26 protein-coding genes are annotated in these 24,472 nt (G+C 56.3%); 17 read left to right on the forward strand and 9 right to left on the reverse strand.

The window, feature by feature from the left end; translation table 11 throughout:
• Window positions 1–112 precede the first annotated feature (112 nt).
• The 8 genes from SYC_RS06280 to SYC_RS06315 all read left to right on the forward strand — a co-directional run bounded on the left by SYC_RS06280 (window position 113) and on the right by SYC_RS06315 (window position 7,864).
• Window positions 113–2,230 (forward strand): phycobilisome rod-core linker polypeptide, encoded by a 2,118-nt coding sequence (locus SYC_RS06280; protein WP_011243497.1) that lies wholly within the window; start codon window positions 113–115, stop codon window positions 2,228–2,230.
• A gap of 365 nt (window positions 2,231–2,595) precedes the next feature.
• The gene (apcA, locus tag SYC_RS06285; protein WP_011243498.1) at window positions 2,596–3,081 is read left to right on the forward strand and encodes an allophycocyanin subunit alpha; all 486 of its coding nucleotides are present in this window, start codon (window positions 2,596–2,598) and stop codon (window positions 3,079–3,081) included.
• Between the two features lie 56 nt (window positions 3,082–3,137).
• Complete coding sequence (gene apcB / locus SYC_RS06290) at window positions 3,138–3,623, forward strand: allophycocyanin subunit beta (protein ID WP_011243499.1); 486 nt, start codon at window positions 3,138–3,140, stop codon at window positions 3,621–3,623.
• 91 nt (window positions 3,624–3,714) lie between these two features.
• A complete protein-coding gene (locus SYC_RS06295) occupies window positions 3,715–3,918 on the forward strand; it encodes a phycobilisome linker polypeptide (protein ID WP_011243500.1) in 204 nt (67 codons plus the stop codon).
• Window positions 3,919–4,002: 84 nt separating this feature from the next.
• Window positions 4,003–5,187: an FtsW/RodA/SpoVE family cell cycle protein gene (locus SYC_RS06300; protein ID WP_011377535.1), complete on the forward strand. Its 1,185-nt coding sequence runs from the start codon at window positions 4,003–4,005 to the stop codon at window positions 5,185–5,187.
• A 19-nt stretch (window positions 5,188–5,206) separates the two neighbouring features.
• Window positions 5,207–5,965, forward strand: a complete 759-nt coding sequence (locus tag SYC_RS06305) for a cytochrome c biogenesis protein CcdA (protein ID WP_011243502.1) — start codon at window positions 5,207–5,209, stop codon at window positions 5,963–5,965.
• Window positions 5,962–7,332, forward strand: coding sequence for a cytochrome c biogenesis protein (locus SYC_RS06310; protein ID WP_011243503.1), 1,371 nt, complete (start codon window positions 5,962–5,964; stop codon window positions 7,330–7,332). The genes SYC_RS06305 and SYC_RS06310 overlap by 4 nt, the downstream gene beginning before the upstream one ends.
• Window positions 7,333–7,525: 193 nt before the next feature.
• The gene (locus SYC_RS06315) at window positions 7,526–7,864 is read left to right on the forward strand and encodes a P-II family nitrogen regulator (RefSeq protein ID WP_011243504.1); all 339 of its coding nucleotides are present in this window, start codon (window positions 7,526–7,528) and stop codon (window positions 7,862–7,864) included.
• A gap of 138 nt (window positions 7,865–8,002) precedes the next feature.
• Here the strand turns inward: SYC_RS06315 and galE are convergent, their stop codons facing one another.
• The 4 genes from galE to SYC_RS06335 all read right to left on the reverse strand — a co-directional run bounded on the left by galE (window position 8,003) and on the right by SYC_RS06335 (window position 11,114).
• Window positions 8,003–9,001 (reverse strand): UDP-glucose 4-epimerase GalE, encoded by a 999-nt coding sequence (gene galE / locus SYC_RS06320; protein WP_011243505.1) that lies wholly within the window; start codon window positions 8,999–9,001, stop codon window positions 8,003–8,005.
• Between the two features lie 29 nt (window positions 9,002–9,030).
• Window positions 9,031–9,849, reverse strand: a complete 819-nt coding sequence (locus tag SYC_RS06325) for a TlyA family RNA methyltransferase (protein ID WP_011243506.1) — start codon at window positions 9,847–9,849, stop codon at window positions 9,031–9,033.
• Between the two features lie 64 nt (window positions 9,850–9,913).
• Complete coding sequence (locus SYC_RS06330) at window positions 9,914–10,369, reverse strand: hypothetical protein (protein ID WP_011377534.1); 456 nt, start codon at window positions 10,367–10,369, stop codon at window positions 9,914–9,916.
• 286 nt (window positions 10,370–10,655) lie between these two features.
• Window positions 10,656–11,114 (reverse strand): hypothetical protein, encoded by a 459-nt coding sequence (locus SYC_RS06335; RefSeq protein ID WP_011377533.1) that lies wholly within the window; start codon window positions 11,112–11,114, stop codon window positions 10,656–10,658.
• A 273-nt stretch (window positions 11,115–11,387) separates the two neighbouring features.
• On the opposite strand from SYC_RS06335, the gene SYC_RS06340 reads away from it, so the two are divergent.
• From SYC_RS06340 to SYC_RS06350, 3 genes are read left to right on the forward strand one after another with little or no spacing between them, the layout of a single operon-like run.
• Window positions 11,388–11,579 (forward strand): hypothetical protein, encoded by a 192-nt coding sequence (locus SYC_RS06340; protein WP_011243509.1) that lies wholly within the window; start codon window positions 11,388–11,390, stop codon window positions 11,577–11,579.
• A gap of 57 nt (window positions 11,580–11,636) precedes the next feature.
• Window positions 11,637–12,932: an adenylosuccinate lyase gene (purB, locus tag SYC_RS06345; protein WP_041676984.1), complete on the forward strand. Its 1,296-nt coding sequence runs from the start codon at window positions 11,637–11,639 to the stop codon at window positions 12,930–12,932.
• Window positions 12,933–12,990: 58 nt separating this feature from the next.
• Entirely contained in the window at window positions 12,991–13,608 is a 618-nt protein-coding gene (locus SYC_RS06350) for a succinate dehydrogenase cytochrome b subunit (RefSeq protein WP_231621359.1), read from the forward strand.
• A gap of 128 nt (window positions 13,609–13,736) precedes the next feature.
• Here the strand turns inward: SYC_RS06350 and SYC_RS06355 are convergent, their stop codons facing one another.
• Window positions 13,737–14,249: a pentapeptide repeat-containing protein gene (locus SYC_RS06355; protein ID WP_011243512.1), complete on the reverse strand. Its 513-nt coding sequence runs from the start codon at window positions 14,247–14,249 to the stop codon at window positions 13,737–13,739.
• Window positions 14,250–14,347: 98 nt separating this feature from the next.
• Between SYC_RS06355 and SYC_RS06360 the strand changes: the two genes are divergently transcribed.
• From SYC_RS06360 to SYC_RS06385, 6 genes are all read left to right on the forward strand, one after another.
• Window positions 14,348–14,743: a YraN family protein gene (locus tag SYC_RS06360; protein WP_011243513.1), complete on the forward strand. Its 396-nt coding sequence runs from the start codon at window positions 14,348–14,350 to the stop codon at window positions 14,741–14,743.
• A 14-nt stretch (window positions 14,744–14,757) separates the two neighbouring features.
• Entirely contained in the window at window positions 14,758–15,597 is an 840-nt protein-coding gene (rsmA, locus tag SYC_RS06365; protein ID WP_011243514.1) for a 16S rRNA (adenine(1518)-N(6)/adenine(1519)-N(6))-dimethyltransferase RsmA, read from the forward strand.
• Window positions 15,594–16,538 (forward strand): 4-(cytidine 5'-diphospho)-2-C-methyl-D-erythritol kinase, encoded by a 945-nt coding sequence (gene ispE, locus SYC_RS06370; RefSeq protein WP_011243515.1) that lies wholly within the window; start codon window positions 15,594–15,596, stop codon window positions 16,536–16,538. Before rsmA ends, ispE begins: the two co-directional genes overlap by 4 nt.
• 429 nt (window positions 16,539–16,967) lie before the next feature.
• Entirely contained in the window at window positions 16,968–18,872 is a 1,905-nt protein-coding gene (locus SYC_RS06375; RefSeq protein ID WP_011243516.1) for an NAD(P)H-quinone oxidoreductase subunit F, read from the forward strand.
• A gap of 30 nt (window positions 18,873–18,902) precedes the next feature.
• On the forward strand, window positions 18,903–20,042 hold the full coding sequence (locus SYC_RS06380) for a CO2 hydration protein (protein ID WP_011243517.1): 1,140 nt from the start codon (window positions 18,903–18,905) through the stop codon (window positions 20,040–20,042).
• Window positions 20,043–20,074: 32 nt separating this feature from the next.
• Window positions 20,075–21,301, forward strand: a complete 1,227-nt coding sequence (locus SYC_RS06385; RefSeq protein WP_011377529.1) for a cation:proton antiporter — start codon at window positions 20,075–20,077, stop codon at window positions 21,299–21,301.
• A gap of 377 nt (window positions 21,302–21,678) precedes the next feature.
• Here SYC_RS06385 and SYC_RS06390 read toward each other — a convergent pair whose 3' ends face one another.
• From SYC_RS06390 to SYC_RS06405, 4 genes are all read right to left on the reverse strand, one after another.
• The gene (locus tag SYC_RS06390) at window positions 21,679–21,969 is read right to left on the reverse strand and encodes a type II toxin-antitoxin system RelE/ParE family toxin (protein WP_039755475.1); all 291 of its coding nucleotides are present in this window, start codon (window positions 21,967–21,969) and stop codon (window positions 21,679–21,681) included.
• Window positions 21,966–22,196 carry an addiction module protein gene (locus SYC_RS06395; protein WP_011377528.1) on the reverse strand — a complete coding sequence of 77 codons (231 nt, stop codon included), beginning with the start codon at window positions 22,194–22,196 and terminating at the stop codon, window positions 21,966–21,968. The genes SYC_RS06390 and SYC_RS06395 overlap by 4 nt, the downstream gene beginning before the upstream one ends.
• A 334-nt stretch (window positions 22,197–22,530) precedes the next feature.
• Complete coding sequence (locus tag SYC_RS06400) at window positions 22,531–23,178, reverse strand: Coq4 family protein (protein WP_011243520.1); 648 nt, start codon at window positions 23,176–23,178, stop codon at window positions 22,531–22,533.
• Window positions 23,179–23,313: 135 nt separating this feature from the next.
• Window positions 23,314–24,402, reverse strand: a complete 1,089-nt coding sequence (locus SYC_RS06405) for a potassium channel family protein (RefSeq protein ID WP_011243521.1) — start codon at window positions 24,400–24,402, stop codon at window positions 23,314–23,316.
• Between the last annotated feature and the right edge of the window lie 70 nt (window positions 24,403–24,472).

The raw sequence follows: 24,472 nt of genomic DNA on the forward strand, positions 1-24,472 counted from the left end.
TCTCAATCCCGGTTTAATCTCGTCGGGTCGGGGCGTTTTGGGAATCTTCCATCGCTCTTCTCATTGCTCGACGGGTTCATCCTTCATAAGAACCTAGGGAGCTTTAAGGCAAATGACAGTTACGGCCAGTGGCGGCAGCTCACTTGCACGCCCGCAACTCTACCAAACGGTTCCTGGCTCGACGATTGTTCAGGCAGAACAACAAGACCGCTTCCCGCAACAGGGTGAGCTGCGCGAGCTTTCGAGCTACTTCCAGTCCGGCCTCAAACGGCTGGCGATCGCAGAAATCATCACTCGGAATTCCGACACGATTGTCTCGCGAGCAGCCAACCGGATTTTTGTCGGTGGCTCACCCCTTGCTTATATTGAGCGCCCCAAAGTTGACCCTCGCAATCTCCGCAGTGCGGAAGAACAGCGCGCCCGCGAAGCGAAGCTCGGCACCGTCACCTTCGTCGAAAGTAGTGGTGGCGGTGGCTTCTTCAGCGGTTTGACCGCTGCCCTGGGTGGTGCAGGTGCCGTGCGGATTCCTTCGGGGTTCCGACCAATTAACGTGGCGCGCTATGGCCCGCGCAACATGCAGAAATCATTGCGCGACATGAGCTGGTTTCTGCGCTACATCACCTACGCGATCGTGGCGGGCGACCCCAATATCTTGGTTGTCAACGTCCGCGGTCTGCGCGAAATCATTGAGAAAGCTTGCTCCACGCCTGCGACGCTGGTGGCTCTACAGGATATGCGGGCGACCAGTGCCGGCTACTTCCGCAACGATCCTGAAGCCCAGCAACTGGTCAAAGACTACTTTGACGTGCTGATTCGGGAGTTCGAAGCCCCGACTCCATCGCTGAAGCAGCGCCAGCGTTTTGCTGAGGATCAACAGGGACTGGCACTGCCCCAAAGCTATGCCAACGCAGCTGAACGGCGTCCTAAATTTGTGATCAAGTCGACCCTGTCGACCGTTGAGAAGAATGAAGCGATCAAAGCGGCCTATCGCCAAGTCTTTGAACGGGACATCACCCGCGCTTACAGCCAGAAGGTTTCTGACCTAGAATCCAAGGTTAAAAACGGCGAGATCTCAACCAAAGAATTTATCCGCCGCTTGGGTAAATCACCGCTCTACCGTCAGCAATTCCACGATCGCTTCGTCAATAGCCGCGTGATCGAGCTGGCCTTCCGCCACTTCTTGGGTCGCGGCATCAGCTCTGCTGAGGAGTTCACCCGCTACTTCGATCTGCTCAGTGCCAAGGGCTTTGCAGCATTGATCGATGCCTTGGTGGATTCGCAGGAATACGCAGACTACTTCGGCGAAGAAACCGTGCCTTACCTGCGCGGTCTGGGTCAAGAAGCACAAGAGTGCCGCAACTGGGGCGTTCAGCAAGAGCTGTTCAAATACAGCGCACCCTTTGTCAAAGTGCCGCAGTTTGTCACTCTGTTTGGGGAATACAAGCAGCCTCTGCTCGATCAACACCCCTACGGTGCTGGCAACGACCCGCTGGAAATTCAGTTCGGGGCCATCTTCCCCTCACGCACGGTCAACAACCGCACCAATCCAGCCCCCTTCGGCAAAGATACTCGTCGCTTGCTGGTCTCCAAGGGCGGCGTCAACAACCAAGTGGGCAGCGCCGCTTTCCAACAAAGTGGCACCACGCCAACCAAGATTTTCAAACTCACCCAAGTCGCTGCTGGTAGCAGCTCGATACGCAGCAAATCGGTCGGCAATCCCAGTATTCGCCAAACCGAAAGCACCACTCAAGCCGTGATTCGGGCCGCCTATCGGCAAGTCTTTGGCCGCGACCTCTACGAAGGTCAGCGTCTGACGGTACCGGAAATCAAGCTCGAAAACGGTGAAATCACCGTGCGGGAGTTTGTGCGTCAGATCGCCAAGTCTGAAACCTTCCGGAAGCTCTACTGGAACAACCTCTACGTCGTCAAAGCCGTGGAGTACATCCATCGCCGCTTGCTGGGCCGTCCCACGACGGGTCGTGCCGAGATTAACGCCTACTTCGACATCTCAGCGAAGAAAGGCTTCTATGCCCTTGTGGATGCGATTCTCGACAGTCCCGAGTACATTGCTGCCTTCGGGGAAGATACGGTGCCCTACGAGCGCTATATCACCCCCAAAGGCTTGGCTCTGCGTTCTGTGCGTGGCCTAGAGGCCTCTGAGAAGGTCAAAGCGTCGCTCCGACCCGCTGCTGGGGCCCAGGAACGCCGTCCAGAGGTTGGCCGTCGCTAGGCAATCGCCTCTCCTCAGATTCTGGCTGTGAGCGTTTGGGCAAAACCTAGACGCTCACAGCTTTTTGGGCATTTAAAGAAAACTGAATTCCTTTATTACAAACTGTTACGTCAATTTCTGTAGGGTTTCGACGATAGCGCAAAATGATTCCGAAAGGTAATTCGGACGCTGTTGCCGGCTACCTGCGCTCGCCCCCGAGAGGTGTCTCTCCTCCCGGTCAGGCTTCGGGAATTCTGACCGCCTCGGGTTCACGATCGCCTTGACGGTCCGAACGTGAACGGTTTGCCTGACTTCACGGTTTCCTCACTGAGGGCCAGGGTCGGTGGAGGCCAGTCTGGTTTCAAAATGCTTGGAGGAATCCATTAATGAGTATCGTCTCGAAGTCCATCGTCAACGCTGACGCCGAGGCGCGTTACCTAAGCCCTGGCGAACTGGAACGCATCAAAACCTTCGTTGTCGGTGGCGATCGTCGTCTGCGGATTGCGCAGACCATTGCTGAGTCCCGCGAGCGGATCGTCAAGCAAGCTGGCAACCAACTTTTCCAAAAGCGTCCTGACGTGGTTTCGCCCGGTGGCAATGCCTACGGTGAAGACATGACGGCCACCTGCCTGCGTGACCTCGACTACTACCTGCGTCTTGTGACCTACGGTGTAGTTTCGGGCGACATCACCCCGATTGAAGAAATCGGCATTGTCGGTGTCCGCGAAATGTACAAATCGCTAGGAACCCCCATCGAAGCTGTCGCTGAAGGCGTCCGTGAGCTGAAATCGGCTGCAACCGCCCTACTGACTGGTGAAGACGCTGACGAAGCAGGCGCTTACTTTGACTACGTAATTGGCGCTCTCAGCTAATTCAGTCTTTTAAGTCCCTTTGATTCGAACGCGACTTTTTCAAGGATTTTAGAAAGATGCAAGACGCAATTACCGCTGTCATCAATGCTTCTGACGTCCAAGGTAAGTACCTGGACAGCTCAGCCCTCGATCGTCTCAAGAGCTACTTCCAAAGTGGCGAACTGCGCGTCCGTGCTGCAGCCACCATCAGTGCCAACTCGGCTCTGATCGTCAAAGAAGCAGTGGCTAAATCGCTGCTCTACTCAGACATCACCCGTCCCGGCGGCAACATGTACACCACCCGTCGCTATGCTGCTTGCATCCGCGACTTGGAGTACTACCTGCGCTACGCCACCTATGCCATGTTGGCTGGCGATACCTCGATCTTGGATGAGCGCGTGCTCAACGGTCTGAAAGAGACCTACAACAGTCTGGGCGTGCCGATCGGTGCAACCGTCCAAGCGATCCAAGCAATCAAAGAAGTCACTGCTAGCTTGGTCGGCCCCGACGCTGGTCGCGAAATGGGTGTCTACCTCGACTACATCAGCTCCGGCTTGAGCTAAGCATCCAGCTACTGAGTCTAGGGAATGGTGTTGAGCTCTCAGCCTCAGCCCTTTCCCTAGAACGATTAAGGGAACCCGGGAGAAACAAACAATGCGGATGTTCCGAATCACCGCTTGCTTGCCCAGCCCCAGCAAAATCCGGACTCAGCGCGAACTGCAAAACACCTTCTTTACGAAGCTCGTTCCATACGATGCTTGGTTTAGAGAGCAGCAGCGCATCCAAAAGCTGGGTGGCAAGATCATCAAGGTTGAATTGGCGACTGGCCGTCCGAATACCAATACCGGACTGCTCTAGGTCTCAAAATTATTGCAATCGAACCGACTCTCGGTCTGACTCTTATAGTGAGTGTGCCGAGAGTTTTTTTATGGCGATCGCCCTATGAGTCTTGCCCTCCCCCAGTGGCTTACCTTGGTGCCAACGGCAACTTGGAATCGGCCCGCACGACTCTTGCACTGGCTGACTTTTTTTTGGCTCGTCTGCGGGCTCTTGATTTTGTTGTCAGCCTCCTACGACCTGGCGCTGAATGAATCGGGCAATGGCTTTGCCTATTTGATTCGCCAAGGGGTGTGGCTGATTTTGGGCTTGCTGGGGTTTAGCTGGGCGATCGCGACCCCCATTCAGCGTTTTGCCCGCTGGGCACCCTGGGGGATGGGCCTCTGCTTGGTGGGCTTAGCGCTCACTCTCGTTGCCGGTGCGACGATCAACGGGGCTAGCCGGTGGCTCGTGATCGGGCCACTCCAAATCCAGCCTTCAGAACTGATGAAACCCTGCCTAATTTTGCAGGGCGCCGTTGTTTTCGGTAGTTGGTTTCGCCTCAGCTGGGCCCAGCGGGGATTTTGGCTGGCGATGTTCTTGCTGACCCTCGGCATCATTCTCAAGCAACCGAACCTGAGTACAGCAACTCTTTGCGGCAGCCTGCTGTGGATCATTGCGCTTGCTGCCGGTTTACCCCTCGCTCAGCTCCTGTTGACAGTGATTGGCGGCGGCGCAATCGGGGTGGTCAGCGTCTTCCGCAATAGCTACCAAATGGAACGGATTCTCTCCTTCCTCAACCCCTGGCGGGACCCCCTCGACAAGAGCTATCAGCTGGTTCAAAGTCTGCTGGCGATCGGCTCGGGGGGAACTTGGGGTACAGGCTACGGGCTCTCGGTGCAGAAGCTGTCCTACCTGCCAATTCAGAACACCGACTTCATCTTTGCGGTCTATGCCGAAGAGTTTGGCTTGGTTGGCAGCCTGCTGTTCCTGCTCTTTCTTTGCTGCTTCGGAACGGTTGGCTTTTGGGTGGCCCTGCGATCGCGGCGGGTCTTAAATCAGCTTGTGGCCACGGGCTGTACCACGCTGCTAGTCCTGCAATCCTTGCTCAATATCGGGGTAGCTTCGGGTGCTCTGCCAACCACAGGCTTGCCCTTGCCTTTCATCAGCTACGGCGGCAATGCCCTGCTCTCGAGCCTGTTCGTAGCGGGCCTGTTGATCCGTGTGGCACTAGAAATGGATGAGGAAATCGCTAACAGCCCTGGGCCAACCACTCCTCTCAAAACAATACGGCGGCGATCGCCGGCCTAGACCTCGATAAAATCGAGGCATGTTCGACACTTTTGCCAGATGGTTTGAGGGGCTGGAAACCCTGCTCTTCCAGCTCAGCCTTTGGGCCGAAACCCTTGTCAATAGTCAGCTCCAGCATCCGGGACTGCCAACTTTTGCAATCGTCTGGGTGGCAGGTTTGGCGACGAGTTTGACACCCTGCACCCTCTCGATGCTGCCAGTCACCTTTGCCTATTTGGGGGGCTACAGTGAGGGCGATCGCGCCCAGAGTCTGCGCCAATCCGGTCTGTTCTGTCTGGGCTTGGCCACGACGCTGATGGGGCTGGGTCTGAGTGCAGCCGTGCTTGGGCGGATCTATGGCCAGATTGGCTGGGGTCTGACCTTGGCCTCTAGCCTGATTGCGATCGTGATGGGCTTGAATCTGCTGGAGCTGCTGCCCCTAAGGCTACCGGGCCTGAACACCACAAGCTGGCTCCAGGAGGAATGGCCGATTGACCTGCGCGCCTATCTTTTGGGTCTGACCTTTGGCTTGGTAGCGTCTCCCTGCAGTACACCAGTCCTAGCTACTCTACTTGCTTGGGTGGCGGCCAGTGGCCAAGTACAACTCGGGGCTGCTCTTTTGGGTACCTATGCGCTGGGTTCCGTCCTACCGCTCCTCCTAGCCGGTCTCCTCGCCGCTTCCCTGCGTCAGTTGTTGGCCCTGCGACAATGGTCGGCTTGGCTGACGCCCACCAGTGGCGTTGTCCTCATCGGTTTTGGTGTTCTGACGCTGCTCCTTCGTCTGCCAATTAACGCATGACCTCTGATCCTCTGGCCTCACCCTCCTTTGCCGATCGCTGGCGGCGGGGTCAACAGTTGTTTTGGACCTGGCTGGCCGATCTGCGTCTCGCGATCCTGCTGCTGCTAGCGATCGCGATCGCCAGTGCCACAGGTACCGTGATTGAGCAGGGGCAGAGTCTTGCCTTCTATCAAGAGAACTACCCCACCGATCCTGCCCTGTTTGGCTTTCTGTCGTGGCGCTGGATTCTGAGCCTTGGCCTTGACCATGTCTACCGAGCGGGCTGGTTCCTAGGGTTGCTCATTCTCTTTGGTGCCAGCCTCACGGCCTGTACTTTTCGTCGCCAATGGCCCGCCCTGCGGGCTGCCCAGCGTTGGCAGTTCTATCAAGAGCCTCGGCAATTTACCAAGCTTGCACTCAGTGCCAGCCTGCCTCAGGGCAAACTCGACAGTTTGGAACCGCTACTGCTGCAACGCCGCTACCGTCTCTTTCGGGCAGATGATGTCCTCTATGCTCGCCGAGGTCTGGCCGGACGAGTCGGTCCGATCTTGGTGCATGCCGGCATGCTGGTGGTGCTAGGGGGCGCCATCTGGGGCTCCTTGGGGGGATTTTATGCCCAGGAGATGATTCCAAGCGGCGAGACGTTTCAGGTTCGGAATATTGTCGATGCCGGCCCTTGGAGTGGCAGTCGTATTCCTCAGGATTGGGCAGTTAAGGTCAATCGCTTTTGGATTGACTATGCTCCCGACGGTCGCATCGATCAGTTCTACTCGGATCTGTCCGTAGTCGATCGCGAGGGACAAGAGCAAGATCGCCAGACAATTCACGTCAATCAACCCTTGCGCTACGGTGGTCTGACCTTTTATCAGGCCGACTGGGCAATCGCGGCAGCCCAAGTGCGCCTTAACAATAGCCCTGTCCTACAACTACCCATGGCGCAGCTCCCTGCGGCGGGTCGCATCTGGGGGACTTTTGTCCCCACAAAACCTGATCTCAGCAGTGGGGTCTCACTGATCGCCAAGGATCTACAGGGGACAGCGGTTATCTACGGCAGCAATGGCGAACCCCTAGGCACCCTGCGCAAAGGCATGGCGATCGAAGTCGAGGGCATCCGTCTCAGCTTGGTCGACCTAGTCGGCAGTACCGGCCTGCAGATCAAGTCTGATCCGGGGATTCCCTGGGTCTATGCCGGCTTCCTGTTTGTGATGGTGGGCGTGGTTTGCAGCTACGTCTCCCACGCGCAGGTCTGGGCTCTAGAGCAGGACGGTCAGCTGTATATTGGTGGCCGGAGCAATCGCGCCTTGGTGGCGTTCGAGCAGGAAATGCTAGCCGTTCTCGCTCAGCTGGATGCACAAAGTAATCACTCAGCAGAAACTGCGATCGCCTGACGTTTCGTAACAGGTTGCCTGTCTAGCCTAGCTTTTGCCTGATCTTTCAGCAGTGGCTGATTAAAATGTAGACAGCGAATTTTCGATTGCTGTAGCAGTAACTACAACTGTGGTCTAGTCAGCGGTGTTACCAAAGAGTCGCTGACCGGGGCCGTTTGCCCCTCTTAATTGCCCTGGCTTAAGGAGAGTTCCCTTGAAGAAGATTGAGGCGATTATTCGTCCGTTCAAACTGGACGAAGTCAAGATTGCGCTCGTCAATGCTGGCATTGTCGGGATGACGGTTTCAGAAGTGCGCGGTTTTGGTCGCCAAAAAGGCCAAACGGAGCGCTATCGCGGCTCGGAATACACGGTTGAGTTTTTGCAAAAGCTGAAGCTCGAGATCGTGGTGGAAGATGCCCAAGTCGACACCGTCATCGACAAAATCGTTGCAGCAGCCCGCACTGGCGAAATTGGTGACGGCAAGATCTTCGTCTCGCCCGTCGACCAAACCATCCGGATTCGCACCGGCGAGAAAAACGCCGACGCAATCTAAGTCAGCGTCGACAACAGCAGGTGTATTGCTGGAGCAGTTAGAGGCCAGCGATCACAAAACGTTAGCAAGAGAGTTCAGTTGTTTTGAGGTCAGTTAATGCTGACAGGAAACCACTGGGCTCTTTTGTTGTTCTGGGCATCACGAGGGGCGATCGCAGCGTTGCTGCCACTGCCATGCATGCTGAATCATCGTCTCTAAGCTGGGAAATTGCGGCTCCCAACCGAGGATCTGGCGAGCTTTATCGCTGCTACCGACAAGGGCGATCGCATCACCAGGGCGGCGATCGCTCAATTGCACCGGAATCGATCGCTGGGTGACCCGCTCTGCGGTGGCAATCACTTCCTTGACTGAGAAGCCATTGCCGTTGCCCAAGTTAAAGGCGGTGGTAGCTCCCCCGTCCGCTAAGTAAGTCAGGCCCCGTACGTGGGCATCGGCCAAATCACAGACATGGATGTAGTCGCGGATGCAGGTGCCGTCCGATGTCGGGTAGTCCGTGCCATAGACCTGAATGCTGGGACGCTGACCGGCGGCGGCTTGGAGCACCAAGGGAATCAAATGGGTTTCTGGATCGTGGGCCTCGCCCAAATCCCCCTTGGGATCAGCCCCAGCGGCATTGAAGTAGCGGAAGATCACCGATCGCAAGCCGTAGGCAGCCTGAAAATCCTGCAGAAACTGCTCCACCATCCACTTGCTGCGACCGTAGGGATTGATCGGGGCTTGGGGATGATCTTCGGGAATCGGAATCACCTGCGGCAATCCGTAGGTCGCACAGGTCGAAGAAAACACGAGCTGCTGACAGCCTGCTGCCACCATTGCCTGCAGCAAGGTCAAGCTACCGCTGACGTTGTTGGCGTAGAAGTTGCCGGGATCGCGCACCGACTCTCCAACTTCGATCGAGGCAGCAAAGTGAATCACTGCCTGAATCGGATGCTCTGCAAAGAGGCGGTCGAGCAAGAGGCGATCGCGGGTGTCTCCCACAATCAACGGCACCTGTAGGACCTCTGCTGCGATCGCCCGTTGGCCATTGCTGAGGTTGTCGAGCACGATCGGCTGGTAACCCTGGGCTTGCAGTGCCCGCACCGTATGGGAGCCGATATAGCCCGCGCCGCCCGTCACCAGAATGGTTGCCCCTGCCACAGTTTGCCCTAATGACCTTCACTGGAGGATTATCCGGCACGCAGGGTCGCGATCGCCTCAGTTGTGAGGGCCTCGATCGCCGCACGATCGCCAGCCCAAGTCGTTTCTGCTTCACTCAACCAGAGCAGATACTCAACATTGCCCGCCGGCCCCAGTAGCGGCGACCAAGTCAATCCTTGGCCGTGCCAGCCCAACCCCTGAGCCGACTCAAGAACTTGAGCGATCGCCGTCACATGATCCTTGCGATCGCGGACAACCCCGCCTTTACCGACTTTTTCGCGCCCAACCTCGAACTGGGGCTTGACCAGCAAAATCAGCTCGCGGGGCGATCGCAACAACTGCCCCAAGGTCAGCAACACCTTCGTCAGAGAGATGAACGAGAGATCGGCGACGGCTAGATCGGGCCAAACATCATCGGATCCGTAGAGGTCAGTCGGCTGCAGGTTGCGGATGTTGGTTCGCTCCCGCAGAAGGACTCGCGGGTCAGTACGGATCTTCCAGTCAACCTGACCGTAGCCCACATCAATGCCATAGACTTTGCTCGCCCCTGCCTGCAACAAGCAGTCGGTGAAACCGCCGGTGGAGATACCCGCATCCAAACAGATGCGATCGCTGAGCGCGATCGGAAACGTTGCTAAGGCTTTTGCCAGCTTTTCGCCACCTCGCGAAACGTAGGGCGGCTTGGCCGCAACTTCAATCACGGCATCTTCAGCCACCAGGCTCCCCGGTTTATCGACAATCGCTTGGGCGACCCGCACTTCACCAGCACGAATCAGCCGTTGGGCCTGCTGCCGCGAGGGGCAGAGTCCACGTTCCACCAACAGAGCATCTAAACGGTGCTTAGCCACAGGCGCAGGAGAGAGTACATGCCCCAATTATCGGAGCTGACTCCCTCCCAGCTCAGCACTGACCTTAATAGCAGCCTAAAACCGTGAGGATGTAGCTAGAACCAACCGCATCAATGCCCCCCAAGTTGACATTGACCTGGTAGGGCTGGCTGTTGCGGCGAGGTAAGCCAGTCAGCTCTTTCGAGAGATTGCTAGGCAAATAGACACTGCCGCTGAAACTTTCATCGACGGTGCCGTTGCTGTACTTCAAGTTGAGGCCCGCTTGATAGGTGGTGTTGGCACTGGTCGATTGAATCTTGGCAATGTAGCGGCGAAACGTAGCATCAGCGGGCACGGCAAAGTCCGTATTCCAGTTGTCGCGGAAGAACGGACCTGCGCCGCCGGGTGTGACCGTTTTCGTGACTGAGGTGCCGCTCCCTCCCACCACAGGCAGCGGTGTGCAGTTGGCTTGTGCTAGGAGAGTAGACGGACTGGCAAGGCTGCTGGGGAACAACAAAGCAAGAAGCAGAGCGGTCGACATTGGGCCATTCCTCACACAGGAAACCTTGCTCCTTAATTTAAGAGGCTGGTCTATCCAGCGGGGCAGGCAAGGGATCAGTCTGAGAACTGCTACCGCGATCGCCAATCCTGGTGCAGATAACACCGTTCATCAGCGATCCACTCAAGACCTCTGAATCTGCGATCGGGACGGGTCGATGGGGCTGGCAAACGCAGCTAATCAAGGTGTAGCCATCAATCGTTCAGGCCAGACTGAGGGGAAAGCGGTTGCCTCAGGGACTAGGGTTCCTTTCCCAACGTTTCAGCGCTCAATAACAACCAACGACGGTCAAGGTATAGGTGGAACCGACGGCCTTCAGTCCACCGAGATTAACGTTCACCTGAAACGGCTGACTATCCCGACGGGGCTGCCCAACGAGCTCCTGAGAACCATTTCGGGGTAGCGCGAAGCTGCCCTTAAAGGTCTGGTCAGCGGTGCCGTTGCTGTACTTGAGATTGAGACTGGCCTGATAGGTCGTACTGGCACTGAGGGATCGAATGGTTGCGACGTAGCGCCGAAAGGTTGCATCCGTGGGCACAGCAAAGTCGGTATCCCAGTTGTCGCGGAAGAACGGACCTGCACCGCCGGGTGTGACCGTTTTTGTGACTGAGGTACCGGCGCCCCCCACCACTGCCAGCGGCGTGCAATTGGCCCGACTGAGCAGAAGCGGTTGAGTAGTAGACAGCGGACCAGAGACCAGTAAGGCGATCGCCAACAGCGCTGACATGAGACCGTTCCTCAAGTTCGACAAGCTAACTGCTCTCACTGTAGAGGCCGATCGCCGGCGCGGCAGCGGGTAGGGAAATCCACCCTAGTTGCTGTTGAGAACAGCCCTCGACGAAATGAGAAGATTACGAAATGCAAGGAACAAGCTTAGAAAATTCTGGGAGAGATCAGGCCGTAATGCTCTCGCTGGCAAAATACGAAGCAAGTTTCTTGTGGCCAGAGAAAATTTCAGTTCTGGCTCTGTCCCGGTCCTAGCTTCAGTGAGGAGGATCCCATGGAGCAAGCGTTCGGTAACCTCTACGAAATCTTTGGGCGCCAGTTGGTGCGCCTCAAGGATCAGCCCGAAGACATGCCCGACTTTGTCTTGGAATATTGCCACGGCGATCGCTGCTGGGTGCGACAGCAGGCCTGGGGTAGAACCATCAATCTCGGGATTCAGCGATCGCAGATCATCGGTTTGGATTAGATCTCGGCGCTCGGCCAAAGCCGTAAGATAGGAAGGCTGTATCCGTCGACACCGGCTTTGATCGAGCGTTATACGCTGCCTGCCATGGGCGGCCTTTGGACTGACACCTACAAACTCAAAACCTGGCTGCAGGTTGAAATTGCCGTTTGCGAGGCTCAGGCAGAGCTCGGCTATATCCCCGCCGATGCCGTGGAAACGATCAAGGCGAAGGCCAATTTCGATCCGGCGCGGGTGCTGGAGATTGAGCAAGAAGTTCGCCACGACGTCATCGCCTTTTTGACCAACGTCAACGAATATGTTGGCGATGCCGGTCGCTACATTCACCTTGGCATGACCAGCTCGGATGTGCTGGACACTGGTCTGGCGCTGCAGATGGTGGCCAGTGTCGATCTGCTCTTGGCTGAAACCGAGAATTTAATTCAGGCGATTCGCTGGCAGGCGCAGCAACACCGCGAAACGGTGATGATTGGCCGCTCCCACGGCATTCATGCTGAGCCGATCACCTTTGGCTTCAAGCTCGCCGGTTGGCTGGCAGAGATGCTGCGCAACCGCGATCGCTTGGTGCAGGTCCGTCAGTCAGTGGCAGTCGGCAAGATTTCCGGTGCGGTCGGTACCTACGCCAACATCGAGCCGCGCGTCGAAGCTCTGACCTGTCAAAAACTAGGTCTGGAGCCGGATACGGCTTCGACCCAAGTGGTCAGCCGCGATCGCTATGCGGAGTATGTCCAGGTCCTTGCCTTAGTCGCCGCTTCTTTAGAGCGCTTCTCCGTCGAGATCCGCAACCTGCAGCGATCGGATGTGCTGGGGGTTGAAGAATTTTTTGCCAAGGGTCAAAAAGGCTCCTCAGCCATGCCCCACAAGCGCAACCCGATTCGCTCCGAGCGAATCAGCGGTCTAGCGCGGGTGATTCGGGGCTATGCCGTGGCAGCGCTGGAAAACGTGGCACTCTGGCACGAGCGGGATATCTCCCACAGCTCCGTGGAGCGGATGATGCTACCCGACTGCTCAGCGACGCTGCACTTCATGCTGGTGGAAATGACCGAGCTGGTGAAAACCCTGCAGGTCTATCCCGAGAACATGACCCGCAACCTCAACCGCTACGGCGGCGTGGTTTTCAGTCAGCGCGTACTGTTGGCCTTGGTTGACAAGGGACTCAGCCGCGAGGAAGCCTACCGAATTGTCCAAAGCAATGCCCACAGCGCTTGGAATCATGAAGGCGGCAACTTCCGCGCCCTGATTGAAGCCGATCCGACTGTTCAGGCTCACCTCAGCGCCGCCGAGATTGAAGACTGCTTTGCTGCTCAACATCATCTGCGTCATTTGGATGATGTCTATCAGCGCCTCAACATCTAACGCGAGTTAAGGCTGCAATTTCCACAAGGCACAGGGCCACCGTCAGATGTTCTCCAACATGGTTTTAAAGTTGGCAGCAGCACTGAGTGGTCTTGTGCTGATTTTATTTGTGGGCTTTCATCTCACCACAAATCTGTTGCTATGGCGGGGAGCAGAGGCTCTCGATCGCGCGGCGATCGCACTCCATAATCAGGTCTGGCTCCCCGCTGCTGAAGCGATCGTTCTGACAGCGATCGCGGTTCATTTTCTGACCGTCTTGATCCTGGCTTGGCGTAACCGTCAGGCTCGCGGGCCTCAAGCCTACGCCCAATGGCAAAGCAAGCAAACCAGTTGGTTGCGCTGGGCAGCGAATTCCACCGTCATCAGTGGCAGTGGTTTGGCCGTCTTCCTGCTCGTTCATCTGCAGGGGATGCGTTGGCGCGAGCATGATCCGAGCCAGACATCTAGCCTGATTCTTCAAACACTCCAGCAGCCAGCGATCGCCCTGCTGTATGGACTGGGAGCAGCAGTTTTAGCACTGCATCTCAGCCACGGCCTCCGCAGCATGGCGCGTAGCCTAGGCCTGTTCTATCCCCAATGGGCGATCGCGGGGCAACGAGTAGCAATTGCGATCGCGATCGGTTTAGGAATTGGATTTATTAGCATCATTGCTTTAGCAAATCGCACTTTGATCTGAAATCAGAGCAATGATTTCGATTCGTTTAGGCTGTAATCGCCTGCTGATTTTAACTAAAAAAAGCCTTTCATTCGAAAGGCTTGAGAGTTATGAGTTAGGGAGTGATATGGCGCGATCGCCGCTGAAATCTAAGGGCAATCCAAGGTGTCGCGGGTGGCTCGTCCGGTTTTAGAATTGACGCCTTCTGCCACACTGCACAGTAAATCTTGGGCATCTTGGCGCATCAACACATCGGTGAAATCCGCGCCCGTAATCTTGGCACCTTGGAAGAGTGCGTTAAAGGCATAGGCACCTTCCAGAATGGCGTCGGTGAGATCAGTGTTAGTCATCCGCGCCTGATCGAGAATGGTGTTACTGAGGTCAGCTCCGTGAAGATCGACGCTCTCCAAGTTCGCCCCGTAGAATCGAACCCCCACTAGCACCGAGTTACTGAAGTCGCTGCTGCGTAGATTGGCCTTCGTAAAGTTGGCATCGCTGAGATCGCGGTTGGAGAAATTGGACTCAATGAGGATTTCCTTGGTGAAATCGAGAGCGATCGCCGCTGGCGCAATCCAACTCCAAGCTAGACCTGCGATCGCGATGAGAATCAGGCTGCGGCAACAGTGCCGCCAAAGCGTGTGCAAGGACAAAATCACGGGCATTCTGAGCAGAACGCTGCAATCATTCCAGCCTAGCGGTACGGAGGGCAGACCCGACGCAGGTTATCGATCTTCCGCTCGATCGCGCCGGTGAGGCCCTCGTGGCTGCTTGGTGCCGCGATCGCCGGCTGGAAGTTCTGGCAGAGCGCTGGCATTGCCGCTGGGGCGAACTCGACTTGGTGACTCAAGAGGACTCAGCGCTTCGCTTCATCGAGGTCAAAACTCGACGTCAGACCGGTTGGGATCAGTCGGGGTTACTGGCCATCGGCCCAGCCAAGCAACGCTGTCTTAGTCGTGCTGCAGCTTGCTATCTCGCCAGTTTAGGAAACCAGGCAGCTGTTGCCTGTCGCTTTGATGTTGCCTTGGTTCGCTATCGTTCAGAGCCCTCTGCAGCAGCAGTCAAGGTCGCGGCTTGGGGCCAAGGCTATCTAGAACTCTGGTGCTATCTGCCTGATGCCTTTAGCGCCGTCGAGTCAGGCTGGTGGGATTGCGGCTGATTCACTCCTGATCCATGCCTGCTCGCAAACGCTTTGGTCAACATTGGCTCCGTAGCGAAGCCATCCTCGATCGCATTGTGGCGGCCGCTGAGCTGCGGCCCAGCGATCGCGTTTTAGAGATTGGTCCGGGGCGGGGGGCGCTGACTCAACGACTGCTGGCGGCAGTGGACGGGCTGGTTGCCGTTGAACTCGATCGCGACCTAATCGGTCAGCTCCAGCAACGGTTTGGACAAGCCGAGAACTTTTGCCTGCTGGAAGGCGACATCCTCCAGCTTGATTGGACTGCTGCGATCGCCGATCGACCCCGCTTCGCCAACCCCAGCAAAGTCGTCGCCAACATTCCCTACAACATCACTGGCCCGATCCTACAATCGCTATTGGGCACGATCGCCCAGCCACGGCGACCCGCTTTTGAACGCCTCGTCCTGCTCGTGCAGCAAGAAGTCGCCGATCGTCTCTGTGCCACACCGGGACAACGTGCCTACGGCGCTTTGTCGGTGCGAGTGCAGTATCTAGCCAGCTGCGAGCGAGTTTGTGCCGTACCCCCCAAGAGTTTTTCACCACCACCCAAGGTTCAGTCCACGGTCATTTGCCTGAAGCCACGCCCTTGGCCCCAGGTCTGCAACAATCCAGGGCGACTAGAAAAACTGCTGAACCAAGGCTTTAGCGCCAAGCGCAAAATGCTGCGCAATAATCTCAAGTCACTCTATAGCAGCGAGCAAATTGAAGCAGCGTTTGCTGCTCATCAGATTGCGCCCGAAGCCCGCGCCGAAACCCTGAGCATTGATCAGTGGATTGGCCTCTGTACCGATCTGGGCGATCCTACAGACAGCGCCATTAACCCGACTGCATGAAGACGCTGACGCTCGTTGCTCCAGCCAAAATCAATTTCTATCTGGAAATTCTGGGCGATCGCCCCGACGGTTTCCACGAGCTGGCTATGGTGATGCAGAGCATTGCCTTGGGGGATCGTCTTCACCTACGGCAGCGGCAGGGACAGGGGTTTCAGTTGGGCTGCGATCGCGCTGATTTGGAAGTTGATGAGCGCAACTTGATTCTGAAAGCAGCACAGCGGTTGCAGCGATCGTTCCCCCAAATTGGCGGCGTTGACTTTTTTCTCGAGAAGCGGATTCCCATTGGTGCAGGGCTAGCGGGCGGTTCAACCGACGGAGCTGCCGCTCTCGTGGGGCTGGATATTTTCAGTGGGCTGGGTCTGACACAACCAGAACTGGAAGCGATCGCCGCAGAATTAGGGTCCGATATGCCCTTCTGTGTTGCCGGTGGTACCCAGCTTTGCACCAGTCGCGGTGAACAACTGACGCCGTTACCCCCCCTACCCTCTTTATCCTTAGTCCTTGCTAAGTTCGAAAGCTTGTCGGTCTCGACGCCGTGGGCTTACGGTCGCTACCGCGAGCAGTTTGGCGATCGCTATCTACAAACCGAACCAGCGCGGCGCGATCGCCTGCAAGCGCTGCATGCCGGGCCACTTCTGCAAGCGATGAGCGCTGGTGATCCCGTTGCGATCGCGCAACATCTTCGCAACGATCTCGAAGCGGTGGTCTTACCCGAGTACCCCCAGGTGGCGGAACTGAGATCTGTGCTCGGGAACTGCTCTGGCATTCTTGCCGCCCAAATGTCCGGTTCCGGGCCAAGCGTCTTTGGTATTGCTGAGAATCCTACTGCTGCCCAAGCGGCCGTTGAACAAGTCCGGCAAGCGATCGCTGATCCCGACCTGAAGCTCTGGGTGACCCAAACCATCAGCCATGGGATCCAGACGGAAACTCTACTGCGGTAGCAGGGGGATGGATATCAGCGGGACTGGATCAACGTCAGGACAAACAACTCACGATCCTGCAATTCCCTTTTTTCTCGGCTCAGCCGAAGAGGAAAAATGTCTTGATCAACCCTTCAATTGTCTTAATTCACTTGCGATCAGGATTAGAACAATTCGAAGGGATCCCATCCAGCACTAGCTCCGAGGGCTCCGATCGAGCGGTGATTGTAAAGCCCTCTTTGGCTACAGTGCCGGAATTGTAACCATCTTGATCCCAAGAGATCAGGCCTTCGGATGCCTCTGCTAAGGTAGGGGAAATTTCTGGGCTGCCTTAGGGGTAGTTCAGCTTAGGCACGTCTATTCGACTCTTTGACTGCGGCTACTCCTCTGCGATCGCCGCCTAAATGGAAGACGGTATCGTGTCGCCCCTTTCCTCCTAACCGCTGCAGCATGACGGACTTCCTACTCCAAACGAGTTGGTTTATTCCCTTTTATGGGCTGATCGGGGCTCTCCTCACCCTGCCTTGGTCGCTCGGTATCGTCCGTCGGACGGGTCCCCGCCCCGCTGCCTACTTCAACTTTTTACTGACGATCGCCGCCCTCATTCACGGCGGCATTGCTTTTCGTGCCTGCTGGAATCGCGAGCCCCTGGAGCTAGCTTGGCATTGGCTGCAAGCTGCTGATCTCGATCTCACCTTCACCCTCGAGATCTCCTCTCTCAGCCTAGGAGCCATGGAACTGGTAACCGGGTTGAGCTGTCTGGCGCAACTCTTTGCCCTCGGCTACCTCGAACGCGACTGGTCCCTCGCCCGCTTCTTTGCCCTGATGGGCTTTTTTGAAGCAGCGATCAGTGGCATTGCTATTAGCGACTCCCTGTTTTTGAGCTATGGCCTCCTAGAGCTGTTGACGCTCTCCATTTATCTATTAGTTGGGTTCTGGTACGCCCAACCCCTCGTCGTCACTGCCGCCCGCGATGCCTTTCTGACCAAGCGGGTCGGGGATGTGTTTCTGCTAATGGGCGTTGTTGCCCTATCCAGCTACGGTACTGGTCTGACTTTTTCCGAACTGGAGCGCTGGTCGGAAACGGCTTCTTTGCCTCCTCTGCAAGCCACGTTATTAGGATTGGCACTAATTGCCGGCCCGATTGGTAAATGTGCGCAGTTCCCCCTCCACCTCTGGCTGGATGAAGCCATGGAGGGGCCAAACCCAGCCTCGATCATGCGGAACTCGGTCGTGGTCGCAGCGGGCGCTTACATTCTGATCAAGCTGCAGCCCGTCGTCACGCTGTCGCCCATCGTCTCTAATGTGCTAATTGCGATCGGGGTACTGACTGCGATCGGTGGCTCCTTGGTGGCGATCGCCCAGATCGACTTTAAACGTGCCCTCTCCCACTCCACTAGTGCTTTCCTTGGTCTGGTGTTTATCGCCGTCGGCCAGCAAGCAGTCGATATTGCGCTGCTGTTGCTCTTCTGCCATGCGGTCGCCAAGGCACTGCAATTTATGAGCGTCGGCTCAATCATCGCCACCACCAGCAACCAAGATATGCGGGAAATGGGCGGCCTCTGGTCGCGGATGCCGGCCACCACGATCGCCTTTGTGGTCGGATCACTGGGACTAGTTGCCTGCCTACCCCTCGGAAACTTTTGGACCTTCCGACGCTGGGTCAATGGCTTCTGGGAAGCCCCTGTCTGGCTGCCGCTGCTGCTGATCTTCGTCAACCTGCTCAGCGCCATCAACTTTGCCCGAATTTTTAACTGGGTTTTCCTTGGTCAACCCCACGCCAAAACCCGGCGGGCTCCCGAAGTGCCCTGGCCGATGGCAGTGCCGATCGTCTCCTTGGTGATTGTGGTACTCAGTCTGCCGCTGTTCCTCCAGCAATGGCAGCTGTTAGTCACTTGGGCTGCACCGCTCCTCGCTGATGGCAGCTGGCTCAATCACTACGCCATGCCTTTAATTGCAGCCAGCGGTGGGATTGGCTTCTGGCTTGGCTTTCAAATTCCCTGTCCCCCTGTGGGCGACATTCGCGGCAAACTCAATCCGGTGCAAGACCTTCTGGCCTACGACTTCTACATCGATCGCATCTATCGCCTGACGGTTGTCGCCCTCGTCAGTCTGGGTTCCCGCACAGTCTCTTGGATCGATCGCTACATCGTCGATGGTCTGGTTAACGCCGTCGGCTTTGTCGCCCTGATCAGCGGCCAGAGCCTACGCTACAGTGCCTCGGGCCAATCTCAGTTCTACGTAATCACCATCCTGATTGGCGTTGCAACCTTGCTAGCCCTGACCTTCGGACTGGGGGATCTCTGGCAGGAAATCCTCACGCTGCTCCATTCCAGCCCTACCCCTGCGCTCTAGTTCACCCCTGACCCGCGAGGAGACATTGGCATGTCTGCAACCACTGCTCGGCCTTTACCACCCAACCCCGCCAATGCCGTTTTGGAGCGTTTAGAGGCCGGCGGAGCGCTACTGCTCGATACGCCCGACAACCTGCTGGAGGTGGTGCACATCCTCGACAGTTACGGGGTGGTGCTGGATGCCTACTCTCGTAATCTCTGCTACATCGCCGAGAACGAATTTTTAGTGCTGTTCCCGTTCTTCAAGTACTTCAACGGGCAGGTGACTCCGGCTAAACTCTGGCAGCACTGGGTCCACGATCGCATCAATTTTGAGTACGCCGAATACTGCATGAAAGCCATGTTCTGGCACGGCGGTGGCGGATTAGATACCTTTCTCGATGGTCCAGAATTTCGGGAACTGGCCGATCGCGCCATTCGGGCACGCTGGCGATCGAATCCTGTGATGCTGGGACTGCATCAACTCTTTCCAGACTTTTGGCCGGAATTAATTCGCCAATCGGCCTACTACAGCGCCTTGGGTCAGTTCTGGCGGGTGATGAGCGATATGTTCGCCAGCCTTGCCGCTCGCTACGCAGCTGGTGAAATCCGCAAAGTTCCCGATGTGGCAACCCATGTTCGCGACGGGTTGGTGGCAGCGGCGGCGATCCCGATTACTTATAGCGTCGAGATTGACGGCGATCGCTACGACATTCTGCCAGCCTCTGCAGGTTTGACCTTCTTGGCAGACACTGCCATTCCCTACGTCGAAGCCGTCTTCTTCCGGGGAACACCCTTCCCTGGCACAGTGTCCTATAACGCCCAAGCTCATCAAATCCCTGACGAGCAAAATCAATTTGCCTACGGCGCGCTGTTTGCCGATCCTTTGCCAATCGGTGGGGCGGGGATTCCTCCAACGCAGTTGATGCAGGACATGGTGCATTATTTGCCGCCAGAACTGCAGGAGTTTTATGCCCATCGCACACGAGGTAGTCGCGATGTGCGCGTCAAGATTTGCGAGAGCTTCCAAAAGTCGATGTTCTGTGTGACGACGGGTGCCCTGATGGGGCTAGCTCCCCATCCATTGACCACCCAAGTGCCGGAGCAACAGCTTGCCAATCGTCAGTTCCTCCAGCCTTGGCTCGATCGCATTAGTACTACCCGGCTCAGTCGCGTCAACGCCCTTTGCTAACGCTCAATTCGCCCTTTGGCGAGGAGGCGCCCATGCTGTTTGCAGCGATCGCGGTTCCGATTCAAGCTCCCCTGCCTGCCATGGCGCTGTTGTTGATGACAGCGCTCTTTTTGCCACCCTTGTTTCGCGCCCTGAAGCTGCCCGAACTACTGGGGCTGATTTTGGCTGGTGTCTTACTGGGACCCAGCCTGTTCAACATTCTGGAGCCCAAGGCGGATACAGTCGTACTGCTCGCCGGCATTGGCAAGCTCTATCTGATGTTTCTGGCCGGGCTGGAGATCGATCTCAGCCAGTTCCAAGCGGCTCGCGATCGCTCGCTGCGCTTTGGCTTCGCCACCTTCGCCATTCCGCTGTTAGTGGGCCTGCTGATCGGGTTGGGCTTTGGCTTTGGCTGGAATAGTGCCTTTTTGATTGGCTCGCTGCTGGCCTCCCATACCCTGTTGACGTTACCGATCGTGGAGCACTACGGACTGCTGCGCCAGCGAGCTGTAGCGGCAACCCTCGGGGCCACCATCTTCACGGATATTGGGGCGCTGCTGGTGCTGGCAGTTTGCTTAGCAGTGCAATCGGGGGATGGCGGTCTGATCGCGATCGTGCGAGACCTACTGATTTTTTCCGTATTCATCACCTTGGTACTCTACGGCGTGAAGCCGCTGAGTCGCTGGTTTTTCCGCCTGGCTCACAACAACGAGCGCAACCAGTTTCTGTTCATCTTCCTGGTGTTGCTCTTGGTTTCCTTGGGTGCTCAAGCCATTCAGCTCGACATGATCATTGGGGCTTTCTTGGCAGGGCTGGCCGTGAACGAAACCCTGCAGGATGAACCCGTGCGAGAGAAAGTCGACTTCTTTGGCAAGGTGATGTTCCTGCCCTGCTTCTTCATTGACATTGGATTGCTGCTTAACCCCGCAGCCTTCTGGGAAACCCTGACCACTGCGGGCAGCCTCACCTTTGCGATCGTGGGTGGCCTGTTTGGCAGCAAGTTCCTCGCTGCAATCGCAGTCAAACAATGGGAGGGCTACAGCTGGCCCGAAGTACGCCTGATGTGGTCACTGTCTCTCCCTCAAGTGGCAGCAACCTTAGCGGCAGCTCAGGCCGGCTTGCAAGCACAACTCCTTTCACCCGCTGTCTTCGATAGCATCATTGCCTTGGTACTCATTACGGTACTGGTAGGACCATTACTCACTGATCGCTTTGCCCAGCAGATCTGCAGTGTGCCCAAACGAGAAGGCCGGTCAGCACCCGTACCTTCCCTCGATTAAGTGTGAACTTGTGCTGTCTTAGCCCTCTCAAGGCGTGCCACTGATGCACAAGAGGGCAAGCAAGTCAGGCTGGAGTGGGCCAACAGCCTCAAACTTAATGACCTGACAACCATCTCCTGTAAGCAAAGGCAAAACTATGACAAAACGCTGTCACTTCACTGCAGCGCTCGACCCTTACCCGAGGCAGACGGGGATTGAATCAGGAGGTATGGCTCACCCTGCTTTGGGTGGAGGTCTCGCATGGGTTGAACCACTGGGACAATCTGAAGGCACAGCCTAACTGTCTTTAGGAATCATTCTGAGACTGCAAACGCTATTTCCCCTACTGAATAGGGATTGGGAGCAATTGGGCACGAACAACGGTGCGTCATGCGAGGTTATGGACTGAGCCGACCTTTCCAAGCCTCTGGATCGCGACGACAGCTTATGACTGCTGCGATGATGATGCGATCGGAATCTACGCGGTAGAAGATCGCGTAGGAGAACTTGGAAGTCAGGTAGCGTCGAATCTGCCCCTCAACGACTGGCCAACGCTGCGGCGCTGCAAGAATTTGGAAGATAGCTTTCTCGATTGTGTCAATAAAGCTTTGGTGCTGATTGCTCTGACTAAAAAACTGCACCGCTTCCGCATACTCTTGCAGAGCTGTTGGATGAAACTCGTACCTCACTGACCAAACATTTGCCGAATTTGCGCTAGGGCTGCATCACCAGGAATAGTTTGCACAGTCCCATTATCGATTTCAGTAAGACGAGTCTGAGCTTGCTTCACACCCTGGCGCAGAGCGTCATAGTCCATTGCTCCTGTGATGCTTTCGAGAAGCTTATCTAGCAGGACTGCTTTATCGGCCTCGGGGAGCGCTGTCGCCTCCGAAATTAGCTGCTCTAGGGTCAACATATCGCTACCCGCGCTAGGGGAGATTATTCATTGTACTCTGACTCCTAAATAGTGGACGTTTTATTCTTGCTCCTAGACGAGATTTGATTTCACAGACCATCTTGGTGTACATCCCAAACAGTTTTTAGAAATCGCCAATAAATCTCATTTTCTCCTTTTACTTAACTTCTAAATCTCTATAAATTTTATCGATTTCACTGCTTATTTTGACAACTTAAAGCAAGCAGAATTCTGACAAGTAAATACCAGCATTATTTGTATTCCCAAACGGGAAGGCTGGTCAGCACCCGTACCTTCCCTGGATTCAGCGCCAAACGAACTGGTCGCGATCGCCCTAAACCGGCAAATTCAGTACCTGCCGCCATTGCTCCAGGGGCCAATCCCAGTGATCTTCCCAGCGCTGCGCTACCAACAACTCCGCTTTGTCTGCTAGCTCAATTCCCCGCGCCACTTGTCGCAGGATCGGTGCTGGATCTCGCCCTTCCTTGATGGTTTTGAGCAGACCACCGGCGATCAGCAGCACGGCCAAGGGAGTTCGATTTTGCCGGAGGTTGAATGCTTGCAAACCGAGTTCACTGGCGGGATCAGTGCCAAAGCCGGTGATCACGTGGGCGATATCATGGGTGACTCGCAGCCGCTCCACAATGTACTCATCAGCATTGGTTGCCGGTTTCGCGGGCTGAAGGTCATCAGGCGAGAGGTTTTGGCCCAGTAGCAGCGAAGCATAGGCTTGGCCGAGAGTGCCCGTGGGCAGTTGGTTGAGTGCTTCAAGAGCAGGGCGCGCAGGAGCATAATTCTCCGCAGCGAGCTGGGCAACTGCCGGATGCGACAGCATCCAACGCCGGCTCTGAGCAGCAATTTCAGTTTTGTTGAGGGAATCGGCGATCGCAATCACGCGATCGAGGCTTTCGGCACGGGCAGCTTTCAAAAAGCCCACCAGCGTCCGCAAGTTTTCTAGTCGTTGGCCTAAATTGATCAACATGGTAAATCCTCTCAGCCGCCCCCACTCTAAGAGCAGAGGTCTGCACCCCCCAGAGAGTTCCTGCTTGTTTTAAGACAGGCGACTCCAGATCTACTTCTGGTTGATGAGCAACCGTGATTGGAGACGACGGGTGATTCAAGATCGCTGACGCACGCCTCGATATTGAACTTGCCGCTGCAGTGCATAGTGCTTAGCAAACCGAGGCAAATCGCCACTGTGGCCGATCACAATCAGGGTGTCACCTGCATGCAAGAAGAGATCGGAGCCCGGCCGAAGGATCATTTCGCCAGTGGCTCGCCGCAGCGCCACGATAATAAATGCGCCTTTGCCGCTGACTTCGATCGCCCCGAGACGATGGCCGATCAAGGGCGATTGGGGAGCGATCGCCAGCTCATCCATTTGGATATCCAGTTCACCGAGCAGTTCGTTCAGAGTTTGGTGACTATCGCTGCTTTCTAAGAGGTTGAGCGCCGCCGGATGGGTAATTAAGTGCGCCATGCGCAGTGCGCCGATCGTGGCGGGCAGCACCACGCGATCGGCCCCCGCTTGTAGGAGTTTTTTTTCGGTGGCGGGCAGTTCTCCCCGAGCAATGATCGTCAAATTGGGATTCAAGCCGCGAGCCGTCAGGGTGATGAAGACATTGGCTGCATCATCGGGCAGGGCTGTTGCGATCGTTGCCGCTCGTTCTACGCCTGCATCGATCAGGATGGCTTCGTCTGTAGCACTGCCGCGCAAGGCTAAAAATCCTTGTTCTTCCGCTTGGCGAATTCTTGTTTCATCGGTGTCGATCACAATGACTGGCAGACTGGCCTCAGTCACCTTTCGCGCCAAGGTCTGCCCAATGCGACCAAAGCCACAAACAATGACATGCCGCTGCAGGGTGCGAATCTCTCGAGTCATCCGTCGTACGCCCAAGGCGCGTCGAATTTCACCTTCGGTTACCAGCTGCGCCAGTCCACCAATCAGGTACACGGCGGAGGAAGTGCCCGCCAGAATGACAAAGATTGTGAAGATGCGCAGGGCGGGGGTATTGATAGGGCGAACTTCGCCGTAGCCGACCCCAAAGATCGTGATCACGACCATGTAGATCGCGTCGAGTAAACTCCAGCCCGACAGCCAGTAACCCAAGATGGCGATCGCTTGGGTGGCAAGGAAAAACAGTCCCCCAATCACCACCTTGCGGAGAGCAGGCGGTAGCGATCGCCGAGGTGAGCCAGCCGTCATGGCATCGGGACGCGATGGATGTTTGTGTTCTAGTCGGAGTCGGTCAATCGGAACTGTATCCAGCACAGCG

Source organism: Synechococcus elongatus PCC 6301 (assembly GCF_000010065.1).
GTDB lineage: Bacteria > Cyanobacteriota > Cyanobacteriia > Synechococcales > Synechococcaceae > Synechococcus > Synechococcus elongatus.

What these genes read in the sequence shown, in the direction of transcription:
- SYC_RS06280 (WP_011243497.1), top strand. Translation starts at nt 113, where the DNA reads ATGACAGTTACGGCCAGTGGCGGCAGCTCACTTGCACGCCCGCAACTC.
- apcA (WP_011243498.1), top strand. Translation starts at nt 2,596, where the DNA reads ATGAGTATCGTCTCGAAGTCCATCGTCAACGCTGACGCCGAGGCGCGT.
- apcB (WP_011243499.1), top strand. Translation starts at nt 3,138, where the DNA reads ATGCAAGACGCAATTACCGCTGTCATCAATGCTTCTGACGTCCAAGGT.
- SYC_RS06295 (WP_011243500.1), top strand. Translation starts at nt 3,715, where the DNA reads ATGCGGATGTTCCGAATCACCGCTTGCTTGCCCAGCCCCAGCAAAATC.
- SYC_RS06300 (WP_011377535.1), top strand. Translation starts at nt 4,003, where the DNA reads ATGAGTCTTGCCCTCCCCCAGTGGCTTACCTTGGTGCCAACGGCAACT.
- SYC_RS06305 (WP_011243502.1), top strand. Translation starts at nt 5,207, where the DNA reads ATGTTCGACACTTTTGCCAGATGGTTTGAGGGGCTGGAAACCCTGCTC.
- SYC_RS06310 (WP_011243503.1), top strand. Translation starts at nt 5,962, where the DNA reads ATGACCTCTGATCCTCTGGCCTCACCCTCCTTTGCCGATCGCTGGCGG.
- SYC_RS06330 (WP_011377534.1), bottom strand. Translation starts at nt 10,369, where the DNA reads ATGTCGACCGCTCTGCTTCTTGCTTTGTTGTTCCCCAGCAGCCTTGCC.
- SYC_RS06335 (WP_011377533.1), bottom strand. Translation starts at nt 11,114, where the DNA reads ATGTCAGCGCTGTTGGCGATCGCCTTACTGGTCTCTGGTCCGCTGTCT.
- SYC_RS06340 (WP_011243509.1), top strand. Translation starts at nt 11,388, where the DNA reads ATGGAGCAAGCGTTCGGTAACCTCTACGAAATCTTTGGGCGCCAGTTG.
- SYC_RS06350 (WP_231621359.1), top strand. Translation starts at nt 12,991, where the DNA reads ATGGTTTTAAAGTTGGCAGCAGCACTGAGTGGTCTTGTGCTGATTTTA.
- SYC_RS06355 (WP_011243512.1), bottom strand. Translation starts at nt 14,249, where the DNA reads ATGCCCGTGATTTTGTCCTTGCACACGCTTTGGCGGCACTGTTGCCGC.
- rsmA (WP_011243514.1), top strand. Translation starts at nt 14,758, where the DNA reads ATGCCTGCTCGCAAACGCTTTGGTCAACATTGGCTCCGTAGCGAAGCC.
- ispE (WP_011243515.1), top strand. Translation starts at nt 15,594, where the DNA reads ATGAAGACGCTGACGCTCGTTGCTCCAGCCAAAATCAATTTCTATCTG.
- SYC_RS06375 (WP_011243516.1), top strand. Translation starts at nt 16,968, where the DNA reads ATGACGGACTTCCTACTCCAAACGAGTTGGTTTATTCCCTTTTATGGG.
- SYC_RS06380 (WP_011243517.1), top strand. Translation starts at nt 18,903, where the DNA reads ATGTCTGCAACCACTGCTCGGCCTTTACCACCCAACCCCGCCAATGCC.
- SYC_RS06385 (WP_011377529.1), top strand. Translation starts at nt 20,075, where the DNA reads ATGCTGTTTGCAGCGATCGCGGTTCCGATTCAAGCTCCCCTGCCTGCC.
- SYC_RS06395 (WP_011377528.1), bottom strand. Translation starts at nt 22,196, where the DNA reads ATGTTGACCCTAGAGCAGCTAATTTCGGAGGCGACAGCGCTCCCCGAG.
- SYC_RS06400 (WP_011243520.1), bottom strand. Translation starts at nt 23,178, where the DNA reads ATGTTGATCAATTTAGGCCAACGACTAGAAAACTTGCGGACGCTGGTG.
- SYC_RS06405 (WP_011243521.1), bottom strand. Translation starts at nt 24,402, where the DNA reads ATGACGGCTGGCTCACCTCGGCGATCGCTACCGCCTGCTCTCCGCAAG.